7 protein-coding genes and 1 pseudogene are annotated in these 12219 nt (G+C 63.4%); 6 read left to right on the top strand and 2 right to left on the bottom strand.

Annotation, left to right across the window (positions count from 1 at the left end; translation table 11 throughout):
* Positions 1-198: 198 nt before the first annotated feature.
* The 3 genes from Q6A48_RS11440 (at position 199) to fabF (ending at position 5718) form a co-directional block, all read left to right on the top strand.
* On the top strand, positions 199-1308 hold the full coding sequence (locus tag Q6A48_RS11440; RefSeq protein WP_304554224.1) for an efflux RND transporter periplasmic adaptor subunit: 1110 nt from the start codon (positions 199-201) through the stop codon (positions 1306-1308).
* Complete coding sequence (locus Q6A48_RS11445; RefSeq protein WP_304554225.1) at positions 1305-4364, top strand: efflux RND transporter permease subunit; 3060 nt, start codon at positions 1305-1307, stop codon at positions 4362-4364. Before Q6A48_RS11440 ends, Q6A48_RS11445 begins: the two co-directional genes overlap by 4 nt.
* Positions 4365-4431: 67 nt before the next feature.
* A complete protein-coding gene (fabF, locus tag Q6A48_RS11450; protein WP_304554226.1) occupies positions 4432-5718 on the top strand; it encodes a beta-ketoacyl-ACP synthase II in 1287 nt (428 codons plus the stop codon).
* A 223-nt stretch (positions 5719-5941) separates the two neighbouring features.
* Here the strand turns inward: fabF and Q6A48_RS11455 are convergent, their stop codons facing one another.
* Both Q6A48_RS11455 and Q6A48_RS11460 read right to left on the bottom strand, forming a co-directional pair.
* Positions 5942-6643, bottom strand: coding sequence for an SDR family oxidoreductase (locus tag Q6A48_RS11455; protein WP_304554227.1), 702 nt, complete (start codon positions 6641-6643; stop codon positions 5942-5944).
* 39 nt (positions 6644-6682) lie between these two features.
* Entirely contained in the window at positions 6683-7906 is a 1224-nt protein-coding gene (locus Q6A48_RS11460) for a multidrug effflux MFS transporter (protein ID WP_304554228.1), read from the bottom strand.
* Positions 7907-8061: 155 nt separating this feature from the next.
* Between Q6A48_RS11460 and Q6A48_RS11465 the strand changes: the two genes are divergently transcribed.
* From Q6A48_RS11465 to Q6A48_RS11475, 3 genes and pseudogenes are all read left to right on the top strand, one after another.
* Positions 8062-9156: a transcriptional regulator, SarA/Rot family gene (locus tag Q6A48_RS11465; protein ID WP_304554229.1), complete on the top strand. Its 1095-nt coding sequence runs from the start codon at positions 8062-8064 to the stop codon at positions 9154-9156.
* A 173-nt stretch (positions 9157-9329) separates the two neighbouring features.
* A pseudogene (locus Q6A48_RS11470) lies at positions 9330-9548 on the top strand (hypothetical protein); the annotation flags it as partial.
* A 249-nt stretch (positions 9549-9797) separates the two neighbouring features.
* On the top strand, positions 9798-12143 hold the full coding sequence (locus Q6A48_RS11475) for a M10 family metallopeptidase (RefSeq protein ID WP_304554230.1): 2346 nt from the start codon (positions 9798-9800) through the stop codon (positions 12141-12143).
* The last annotated feature ends 76 nt before the right edge of the window (positions 12144-12219 follow it).

A 12219-nucleotide genomic window follows, 5' to 3' on the forward strand; every position in this document is an offset into this window, starting at 1 on the left:
TGGTGTAGGGTTGGTTTGTGACCATATTATATTGTGGTCACTTGCTGTCAATCAGACTTCCTAGCGGCCTTTCACAGGAATGTGACGTTTTTATGAGGTGAGAGTGAACTGGCTGAGTGACGAGCCTGTGACGATTGACAGTAATAGTCACTCGACTGAGAATGAGGCTCCTGTCCTACTCCTCAAGTTAGGGAACCTATGCTTCGGCTCCGACCTGTCACCCTTGCCGTTTGCCTGATGCCGCTCGTGTTGTCGGCGTGTGGCGACTCATCCACCGCGGCTGATCCGCGCACATTGGCCCCGCTGGTCAGGGTCGCTGAAGTCCAGGGTTCCACCGATACCGTCCGTTCCTTCACCGGTGTCGTGGCTGCACGTGTCCAGAGCGACCTCGGGTTCCGGGTCTCGGGCAAGGTGCTTGAGCGGCTGGTGGACGCCGGCCAGGCCGTCAAGAAAGGCCAGCCGCTGATGCGTCTGGACCCCGTCGACCTGGGTTTGCAGGCACGTGCGCAGCAAGAGGCCGTCAGTGCGGCACGGGCCCGGGCCAAGCAGACCGCGGACGACGAGGCGCGCTACCGTGAGCTCGTCGCCGCCGGGGCGATTTCCGCTTCCGGCTACGACCAGATCAAAGCCGCTGCCGACACCGCGAAAGCGCAACTCAGCGCCGCCGAGGCCCAGGCCGATGTGGCCCGCAATGCATCGGGCTACGCCGTGTTGCTCGCCGACGCCGACGGCGTGGTGATGGAAACCCTCGCCGAACCGGGACAGGTCGTCAGTCCGGGCCAGCCTGTGGTCCGACTGGCCCGGGCGGGACAGCGCGAAGCCGTCGTGCAACTGCCCGAGACCCTGCGGCCCGCCGCCGGGTCTACCGCCCAGGCGACGCTGTATGGCGGCACCGGCGGCGCCGTCACGGCGCGGCTGAGATTGCTGTCGGATTCGGCCGATCGGGTCACCCGTACCTTCGAGGCGCGGTATGTCCTTGAAGGAACGCTGGCCAATGCACCGCTGGGTTCGACCGTCACGCTTCGGATCGCCGCGGGGGCCGCCCAGGGCCAGGCGTTGCAAGTGCCGATCGCCGCGCTCTACGACGCAGGCAACGGCACCGGCGTGTGGCGCATCGACGGGGAGCCGGCCAAGGTCACCTGGCGGCCCCTCCAGGTCCTGGGCTTGAGCGACGACACCGCGCGGGTCGCCGGCGATCTCAAGGTGGGCGAGCGGATCGTCGGGCTGGGTGCGCACCTGTTGCACGAGGGCGAGGCTGTCCGGCTGACCCCACAGGCTGAGGTGAAGGTTGCCGGGAGCCAGCCATGAGCCTGAACCTGTCGGCCATCGCCGTGCGCGAGCGCGCCATCACCGTCTTCCTGATTGTCCTGATCGCCGTTGCCGGCACGCTGGCGTTCTTCAAGCTCGGACGGGCGGAGGACCCTCCGTTCACGGTCAAGCAACTGACTGTCATCACAGCCTGGCCGGGCGCCACGGCCCAGGAGATGCAGGACCAGGTCGCCGAGCCGCTGGAAAAACGCTTGCAGGAGCTGAAATGGTACGACCGCACGGAAACCTACACCCGTCCCGGCCTGGCTTTCACCATGGTCTCGCTGCTGGATCGCACGCCGCCGTCGCAAGTGCAGGAGGAGTTCTACCAGGCGCGCAAGAAGCTCGACGACGAGGCTGCCAGGCTGCCGGCGGGCGTCATCGGGCCGCTGGTCAACGATGAATATTCGGACGTGACCTTCGCCTTGTTCGCCCTCAAGGCCCGTGGCGAACCGCAGCGCGTGCTGGTGCGCGATGCCGAAGCGTTGCGCCAGCGCCTGTTGCATGTGGCCGGGGTGAAAAAGGTCAACATCATCGGTGAGCAGCCCGAGCGGATCTTTGTGTCCTTCTCCCATGACCGGCTCGCCACCCTGGGCGTTTCCCCGCAGGACATCTTTGCCGCACTGAACAGCCAGAACGTGCTCACGCCTGCCGGTTCGATCGAGACCCGCGGGCCGCAGGTCTTCGTTCGGGTGGACGGCGCCTTCGACAAGCTGGAGAAGATCCGCGAGACGCCGCTGGCGATCCAGGGGCGCACGTTGAAGCTCTCGGACGTGGCCACTGTCGAGCGTGGCTACGAGGACCCGGCCACCTTTCTCGTGCGCAATAACGGCGAGCCGGCCCTGCTGTTGGGCGTGGTGATGCGCGAGGGCTGGAACGGCCTGGACCTGGGCAAGGCGCTGGACGCGGAGACGACCCGGATCAATGCAGGCATGCCGCTGGGGATGACACTGGCCAAGGTGACCGATCAATCGGTGAACATCAGCTCGGCTGTCGATGAGTTCATGATCAAGTTCTTCGTCGCCCTGTTGGTGGTGATGGTGGTCTGTTTCATCAGCATGGGCTGGCACGTCGGCGTGGTGGTCGCGGCCGCCGTGCCGTTGACGCTGGCCGTGGTGTTCGTGGTCATGGCGGCCACTGGCAAGAACTTCGATCGAATCACCCTGGGCTCGCTGATCCTCGCCCTCGGCTTGCTGGTGGACGACGCCATCATCGCCATCGAGATGATGGTCGTGAAGATGGAAGAGGGCTACGACCGGATCAAGGCGTCGGCGTATGCCTGGAGCCATACGGCCGCACCGATGTTGTCCGGTACGCTGGTCACGGCCATCGGCTTCATGCCCAACGGCTTCGCACAATCCACCGCCGGCGAGTACACCAGCAACATGTTCTGGATCGTCGGCATCGCCCTGATCGCTTCCTGGGTGGTCGCGGTGGCCTTTACCCCGTACCTGGGGGTGAAGATGTTGCCGCAGATCAAGCAGGTCGAAGGCGGTCACGCGGCCATCTACGACACCCGCCACTACAACCGTTTCCGCCGGCTGCTGACGCGCGTCATCGCGCGCAAGTGGTGGGTGGCGGGGACGGTCGTCACGACGTTTATCGTGGCGATCGTGGCAATGGGCCTGGTCAAGAAGCAATTCTTCCCGACCTCGGACCGGCCGGAGGTGCTGGTCGAAGTGCAAATGCCGTATGGCACCTCCATCGAGCAGACCAGCGCCGCCACGGCCAAGGTCGAGGCCTGGTTGCAAAAGCAAGAGGAGGCGAAGATCGTCACCGCCTACATCGGCCAGGGCGCGCCGCGCTTCTACCTGGCGATGGCGCCGGAACTCCCCGACCCGTCGTTTGCCAAGATCGTGGTCCTGACCACCGATCAGGAGGCCCGGGAAACCCTCAAGTTCCGCCTGCGCGAGGCGGTCGCCGATGGCTTGGCCCCGGAGGCGCGGGTCCGCGTCACGCAGTTGGTGTTCGGCCCCTATTCGCCATTCCCGGTGGCCTATCGAGTGATGGGGCCGGACCCGACGACCTTGCGCGAAATCGCCGGCCGGGTGCGCGGCGTGATGCAGGCGAGCCCATTGATGCGGACCGTCAACACGGATTGGGGCCCGCTGGCGCCGGCCCTGCATTTCAACCTCGACCAGGACCGCCTGCAGGCCGTGGGCCTGACGTCCAGTGCGGTTGCCCAGCAGCTGCAATTCCTCCTGGCGGGCGTGCCGATCACGGCGGTACGCGAGGACATTCGTTCGGTGCAGGTGGTCGGCCGCGCGGCGGGGGAGATTCGCCTCGACCCGGCCAGGATCGAGGGCTTCACCCTGGTAGGCGCTACAGGGCAGCGGGTTCCCCTGTCCCAGGTCGGCGAGGTCGATGTGCACATGGAGGACCCGATCCTGCGCCGGCGCGACCGCACGCCCACGATTACCGTGCGCGGCGACATCGCCGAAGGCTTGCAGCCGCCGGACGTGTCGAGCGCGATCATCCAGCAATTGCAGCCGATCATCGACACGCTTCCCGACGGCTACCGGATCGAACAGGCCGGGGCTATCGAGGAGTCGGGCAAGGCCGGCAAGGCGATCGTGCCGCTGGTGCCGATCATGATTGCCCTGACACTGCTGATCATCATCGTCCAGGTGCGTTCGATCTCGGCGATGATCATGGTGTTTCTCACTGCGCCGCTGGGGCTGATCGGCGTGGTGCCGACCCTGCTGGTTTTCCAGCAGCCGTTCGGCATCAACGCGTTGGTCGGGTTGATCGCGCTGTCGGGCATCCTGATGCGCAATACCCTGATCCTGATCGGGCAGATCCACCATAACGCACAGGAAGGGCTGGACCCGTTCCACGCCGTCATCGAGGCCACGGTCCAGCGCGCGCGTCCAGTCCTGTTGACGGCCCTGGCGGCGATCCTGGCGTTTATCCCGCTGACCCATTCGGTTTTCTGGGGAACGCTGGCCTACACGCTGATCGGCGGTACGTTAGTCGGCACCATCATGACGCTGGTGTTCCTGCCAGCGATGTATTCCATCTGGTTCAAGATCCGCCCCGTCCACCCGGCGCAATGACGCAGGCCGTGGCCAGCGGGCGTCGGGTGGGCGAATGGCGCATCGATTGAGAAATGAAGAGGTGCTTATGTTGAATCACGCAGGTCAGAAGCGAATCGTCGTCACCGGTACCGGCCTCGTCAGCCCCTTGGGTTGCGGGGTGGAGGAGGTCTGGCGGCGGTTGTTGGCCGGGCAGTCCGGTATTCGCCGGTTGGCCGACGACATCACCGAAGGCACGGGGGTGGCGGTCGGCGGCCAGGTGCCGTCGCTGGAGGACGATGCGGTCGCCGGTTACGCCCCGGAGCGGGTCATTGCGGCCAAGGATCGCAAGAAGATGGATCGCTTCATCGAGTTCGCCCTGGTGGCCGCCGACGAAGCGTTGGCGCAAGCAGGCTGGCACCCGACCAGCAGCGCGGAGCAGGAACGCACCGCGACGATCATCTCCTCGGGCGTGGGCGGCTTCGGCGCCATTGCCGACGCCATCCGCACCACGGACACCCGTGGTCCGCGTCGCCTGTCGCCGTTCTCTGCGCCGGCGTTCCTGGCCAATATGGCTGCCGGGCACGTGTCCATCCAGCATGGTTTCAAAGGCCCGCTCGGCGCGCCCATCACGGCGTGTGCCGCCGGGGTGCAGGCGATCGGTGATGCGGCGCGGCTGATCCGCAGCGGGGAGGCGGATATCGCCCTGTGCGGCGGTACCGAGGCGGCGATCGACCGCGTGACCCTGGGCTGCTTCGCGGCGGCCCGGGCGCTGTCCACCGGATCGGCCGAGCGTGCGCAGGAAGTCTCGCGGCCTTTTGACCGTGATCGTGATGGGTTTGTCATGGCCGAAGGGGCCGGGGTGCTGGTGATCGAATCCCTGGAGCATGCCTTGGCGCGCGGGGCCAGGCCATTGGCGGAACTGATCGGCTATGGCACCAGTGCCGATGCCTACCACCTGACCGCCGGCCCGGAAGACGGCAACGGCGCGCGGCGCGCCATGGAACAGGCGCTGCGCCAAGCCGCTGTCAGCCCTGCGGATGTGCAGCACATCAATGCCCATGCCACGTCCACCCAGGTGGGCGACAGCGGCGAACTGGCGGCGATTCGCTCGGTGTTCGGGCGTGATTCGGGCGTGGCGATCACCTCCACCAAATCCGCCACCGGGCATTTGCTGGGGGCGGCAGGCGGGGTCGAGGCGGTGTTTACCGTGCTGGCGCTGCGCGACCAGGTCGTACCACCCACGTTGAACCTGCATCAACCCGACGAAGCGGCCGAAGGCCTGGACCTGGTCGGCCTGAGGTCGCGAAAAATGCCGATCACCCATGCACTGTCCAATGGGTTCGGCTTTGGCGGGGTCAATGCCAGCCTGCTGTTACGTCGCTGGGAGGCTTGATGCCCTGATGTTGTAGATAGGCCGCTTTCGCGAGCAGGCTCGCTCCCACAGGGGCCAGGGGTGTGCAAGTGATTTTGCCCCCCCCTGGCCCCTGTGGGAGCGAGCCTGCTCGCGAAGGCGGCCGGCTTTCATCAAAAACTCCAGGGTCACCCCCGGAGCCGTGGCGAGGGAGCTTGCTCCCGCCTGGGGCATTCGGCTGCCCCAGGCTGCTTGCATTCGCCGCCTACGCAATCGGTCGCAGGTAGACGCCGTTGCTCAAGTTCTGCTTGAGTTGGTGGCTGGTCTCATCGGCCAGCACCTCCGGCTGATCGTTGGCGACTCCTTCCAGCACACGTTGGACCACATCGTGGGGCGAGGCCTTTGGCACGCCTTCGAGGCCCCGTGTCATGTCCGTGTCCACGAAGGCCACGTGCACGCCGACCACCAGGGTGCCCTGGCTGGCCAGCTGCAAGCGCAGGCCGTTGGTCAATGACCACGCGGCGGCCTTGCTGGCCGAATAGGTGACCGTGTTGGGCAGGTTGACCCAGCTCAAGGCCGAATGCATGTTGACGATCGCGCCGCCACCGTTTGCGGCCAGGACCGGGGCGAAGGCCAGGCTGGTGGCCAACGGCGCAACGGCATTGGTCTCGAACTCCTGGCGCAGGTTCTCCAGGCTGATGCCGGGGCCGGGCCGGTCGCCGTGGATGCCGGCGTTGTTGATCAGCAGCGTCAGGTCCTGCACACCCTCGACCGCTGCGGCGATGTCTTCAGGGCGGGTGACGTCGAGCTTGAGCGGCACCACGTTCGGTTGGGCTTGGACGGTGGCCGGATCGCGAGCCGCCGCATAGACCTTGGCGGCGCCCGCCGCGAGAAGGGCCTGCACGAACGCCTTGCCCAAGCCACGATTGGCGCCGGTTACCAGGGCCACGCTGCCTTTGATTTGCATGTTGAATCTCCAGGTGTCGAGGAAGAAAAAAGCGAGGCTTCAGCCCCGCAGGGGTTGTCTGGCGAAGTTGCCCCTCAGGGCGAACAGGACCAGGGCAATCAGGCAGGCCGTGAACTGGATGCCGCCCAAGGCCGTGACTGGCGCGAAAGGCAGGACCGAGGCCAGCCAGGTGGTCAGCGCGGCGGCCCCCATGGAAACAAAACCCAGCAGCGCGGAAGCCATTCCGGCCTCCTTGCCGAAAGGCCCCATGGCGATGGCCGTGCCCAGCGGGTTGGCCAGCCCCATGCCCCAGAGGAAGGTCACCATCGAAAGGGCGTAGCCACCCAGGCTGGGTTGGGCGGGGCCCACGAGCAGCAATGCACCGCCCGCCATGGCACAGGTGATTCCCAGCAGCGCGATGAGCGGGGCGCCGTGGCGGTGGGCCAGGCGCGGCGCCGCCATGCCCGCGGCGAACACCACGAACACCGTGGCGGCGAAGTAAAGCCCGGTCTGCAACGACGTCAGGCCGAGGCCTTTCATCAGGATGGCCGGGGCCGCGGCGAACGATGCGAACAGTCCGCTCATCAGCAGGCTCATCGAAACGGCCGGCAGGATGAATCGCTTGTCCAAGGCCAGGCGTCGATAGGCGAGCGCCACGCTCTGGGCCGAATGCGGGGCGCGGCGGTCGGCGGGATGGGTTTCGCCCAGGCCGCGCACGTAGAAGAGGGCGAGGGCGACCCCTGCCAGCCCCACCAGGATGAAGATGGCGCGCCATCCGAGCGTGTCGGTCAGGACACTGCCCGCCAGCGGCGAAAACCCCGGCGCGGCGGCGGTGGCGATCATGGTCAGCGACAAGGCGCGGGCCAGGGTCTCGCCCTCGAACAGGTCCCGCGCAATCGCCCGGGACAGCACCGACGTCGCGCACACACCCAGCGCCTGGACGACGCGTCCGGCGATCATCACCTCCAGGTTGGGCGCAAGGCCCGCGACGACAGTGCCGACGACGAAGATGCCAAGCCCGCCCAGCACCAGCTTCTGGCGGCCATAGCGGTCGGCCAGCGGCCCGACGATCAGTTGGCCGAGGGCGAACGTGATGAAGAAGCTCGACAGCGTCAAGCCCAGCTCGCGGGTGGTCACTCCGAGTTCGTCGCCAATGACCGGGAATGCCGGGAGGATGATGTTGGTGGAAAGCATGCCGATGGCGGCCAGTCCGGCCAGCAACGCCACGGTCCGGCCGGTCAAGGGTTGAAGTGCGTGGGCGGAATCGCTTGCGGAAGTCTTCATGCCTTTATAAGCCTGTTGAGTGATGCGGTTGCGTGGGCGGCCTGGCAGACAAAAAGTCAGCCGGCGGCAGTGTCGTCATGTATGATGGTTATCATATTTATCGGCAAGCATGATGATCATCATGCAATCCGTCAAGCAAATAAATGGAGGCTCCCATGAGGTATTCCTCAGGCCAGACGGCAGAGCGCTACGAGAGCATTGTCGAAGAAGCATCCCGGTTGTTTCGCGCAAAGGGCATTGGTGGGGCGAGCATCGCCGAAGTGATGAAGGCATCAGGCCTGACCCATGGCGCGTTCTATGCGCATTTCGATTCCAAGGAAGCCCTGGCTTGCGCCAGCCTGGAATACGGGCTGGAGCAGTCGGCGCTGAAACTGCGGCAGACCCTCTCAGGCAGTGAAGTACCCAAGGAGGCGTTCCTGGCCATGTACCTCGGCGAGCAGCATCGCGATTGCCCGCAAGCCAGCTGTCCCGTGCCTGCGCTGGCGATCGACGTCGCGCGCGAGCCAGGGTTGCGACGTTCGTTTACCCAGGGGGTGGCCCGGATGATCGAGTCGTTGAGGTCCGGCCTGGCGTGGCGACCGGGGCGATCCAGGGAGGATCAGGCCATCCGTTTCGTCGCCTCGATAGTGGGGGCGATGGTGCTCGCCCGGGCGGTCGACGACAGGGACTTCTCCGATCGAATCCTGCGGGCGACTCGTGATGAGTTGCTGGATGACGACCGGCGCGCCGGACAGGCAGCATCGCAAGCGCCGACAGGGGCGGACGCGGTCGCCGAAGATCCTGAATCGCAGTTATCTAGCGAGCTAGATAATAGCGAGCTGCAGGACTTAAAGGCAGGTATCGACTCCCCGCTGTCTTTCGCCTTGTACAGCGCTTCCAATCGAATGATGCGGCTCCACAAGCCATTGCTGGATCCGCTGGGCCTGACGTTCCCGCAGTACCTGGCGATGCTGGAACTGTTCAATCAAGCCCCCCGATCGGTGGGCGAGCTGGGAGCCACGCTGGGCATGGACACCGGGACGATCACCCCGTTGCTCAAGCGCCTGGAGGCGTCCGGCAGGGTGACCCGCACCCGCGACAAGGACGATGAACGGCGGGTGCTCGTTGCGCTGACCGCTGCCGGCGAGGCCTTGCGCGAAGAACTCCTGGCGGTCGGCGAGCGAATTGAGGCGGCTAGCTCGCTCACCGGCGAGGGGCAGCGGGCTTTGCGCGCTGCGTTGACGAAGTTCGGGGGAGGGTTAGAAGGCTAAAGGGGCGCTTTTAATCAGTTTTTTCTTTAGAAGCGTGTACGTCTGCCGATACACCTCGGTGGAATCGGTTGCCAGACGCACTAAAGGTGTGCAGCCAGGGATGTCGAGATGGTCTCGCGCCGCCCCCCTTACGTTTTCAGGCTTGAACGCCATCAAGCCTCAGGTAATAAATCATGCCAGCCTTTACCGGGACCGAGTTGGAGCGCGCTCTTGCCGTATGCAAGGGCAGCTTCGTTGCCGTCGGTTTTTTCAGTTTCTTCGTCAACCTGCTGATGCTGGTCCCGTCGTTCTACATGCTGCAGGTCTATGACCGCGCAGTTGGAAGTGCCAGCCTGCCCACATTGCTGATGCTGACGTTGATCATGTCCTGGGCAGTATCAAGGATGAATTCCGCGCACGGCGTGATTTCTATCAGCCCCAATACCGCTTCGTGACCAATTTGCTCGTCTTGCATCGTTGGGGTGGCAGGTTAGGGGGGATATTCGCCGGGCCGATAAGTGGCTGGTAGGGCCTTAGTAACGGTACGGAACATTAAATAAGTGGCCATTTGATATCAATCTGAACGGTCTTCATGCAAAATATCCTTTTTTTGTAGCGGTCACATTTTCGGGACGGCCGCAGTTGCTAACAGGAAGCTCCACATGCCTAGTCCAATTGGTTATTCATTCGCTTCACCCGCAACGCTGACCGGCAATGCGCAAGTTGACAGCTTGCTGTTCGGTACCTATTGGCTGGGTAACTCCTGGAGCACTGGTACATACACTACGCCGCTGACGTATAGCTTCATAACCGAGACCTCTCGTTTCGCGCTCAACTACAGCAGCGATAACGAGTACGAGGCTGGCTACGTCCTTACGGCAGCCCAACAGGCCGGCATTAGCAGTGCGCTGTTCAAATGGAGTTCGGTCGCCAACATCAAGTTCACCCAAGTCAGCGAGTCCTCCACCGAAGTCGGTGATTTGCGATTCGGTGGTTTTCTGAACATGGACAGCGACACTGCTGCCTGGGGCTATTTCCCTGATAATGCTCCCAGCGCCGGCGACGTCTGGCTGGGGCCGGTGACAAATGACCCGGCGCCCGTCAATGGCACCTATGATTACTTGGTCTTTGTGCACGAGATCGGTCATGCGCTGGGCCTGAAGCATCCTTTTTCGCAGAGCCCGTCCAACACCATGGTGCTTGCGACCCAGTTCGATGATGTTCGTTACACGGTCATGAGCTACAACAGCGGTTATTCCTTCGAACCGACGTCCCCGATGTTGCTGGACATCGCCGCGATCCAGAGTCTCTATGGCGCCAATACCCAATGGCAGACCGGCAATAACACCTACAGTTGGGCCGCTGACCAATCTGTCTTCGAGACCATTTGGGATGCTGGTGGCAATGACACGATCGATGCGAGCAACCAGGCTGCTGCCGTTCGCATCGACCTCAATGAAGGACAGTTCAGCAAGATTGGCCAGGCATTCACGAACCTGAGCACCCAGGCGGCCTTCAATGAAGGGCTGGCAATCGCATATGGCGCCAAGATCGAAAATGCGATCGGCTCAGTCAATGACGACACTCTGATAGGCAACGCCCTGGGCAACATCCTCAATGGCCTTGGCGGCAAGGACATCATGATTGGCGGCGCGGGCAATGACACCTACGCAGTCGACGATCTTGGGGACGTGGTCAGCGAGACCAGCACCTTGGCCGGCGAAATCGATACTGTGCAGTCTTCGGTGAGCTGGAGCTTGGGGGCGAACCTGGAAAATCTCACGCTGATCGGTACTGCGCATCTTAGCGGGGGTGGCAACTACCTGAACAACGTGATGATCGGAAATGCTGGCAACAACGTACTGGACGGTGGCAGCGGTATCGACACGCTGATCGGCGGCAACGGTAACGACATCTACGTGGTTGACAACCTCAAGGACGTCGTCAGCGAAAGCAGTGCGCTGGCCAGTGAAATCGACACCGTGTTGGCTTCGGTGAACTGGAGCCTGGGTGCCAACCTGGAGAATCTCACGCTGATCGGCACAGCCAATCTCAGCGGCGGCGGCAATTTCCTGGACAACGTGATGACCGGCAACGCGGGCAACAACGTGCTGGACGGTGGCAGCGGTATCGACACGCTGATCGGTGGTGCCGGCAACGACATCTATGTGGTCGACAACCTCAAGGACGTCATCAGCGAAACCAGCAGCATAGCCGGCGAAATCGACACCGTGCTGTCATCGGTGAGCTGGAGCCTGGGTGCCAACCTGGAGAACCTCACGCTGACTGGCGCCAGCAACCTCTCCGGCGGTGGCAACTTCCTGAATAACGTGATGACGGGCAATGCCGGCAACAACGTACTGGATGGTGGCAGCGGTATCGACACACTGATCGGTGGTGCCGGTAATGACATTTACGTGGTCGACAACCTCAAGGACGTCATCAGTGAAACCAGCACCCAGGCCAGCGAAGTGGACACTGTGCTGTCCTCGGTGGATTGGAGCCTGGGGGCCAACCTGGAGAACCTCACGCTGATCGGCGCAGGCAACGTCTCCGGTGGCGGTAATTTCATGAATAACGTGATGACTGGCAACGCGGGCAATAACGTGCTGGCCGGTGGGGGTGGCAACGACAGGATCGATGGCGGTGCCGGCAATGATATTCTGGTGGGCGGCACCGGCACCGATACGCTTACGGGAGGCACGGGGGGCGATCGATTTGTTTTCAGCGCCTTGAACGAAATGGGGCTGGGCAGCGCCAGCGATACAATTCTCGACTTCAGCAGCCTCCAGGGAGACAAACTTGACCTGTCGAACGTCGTTGCCAATCTCCAGAACGCATTAATCGATACGTTCAGCTTCATCGATTCGAATGATTTCACCGGGGCAGGGCAGTTGCGCTTCGTCGACCAAGTGCTCTACGGCAACGTCAACGGTGATCTGGGGGCGGATTTCGAAATCCAACTGGTAGGTGTTACCAGCTTGAGCGCCAACGATCTGATCGCTTGATACGGGTTCCCGAACTTGTCGAACAACAAGGCGCCGCTCGTTGAGCGGCGCTTTGCGTTGCAGGTGCCGCGAACTT

Origin of the sequence: Pseudomonas citrullilanati, from assembly GCF_030580855.1 — a bacterium.
Taxonomy (GTDB): Bacteria; Pseudomonadota; Gammaproteobacteria; order Pseudomonadales; family Pseudomonadaceae; genus Aquipseudomonas; species Aquipseudomonas citrulli.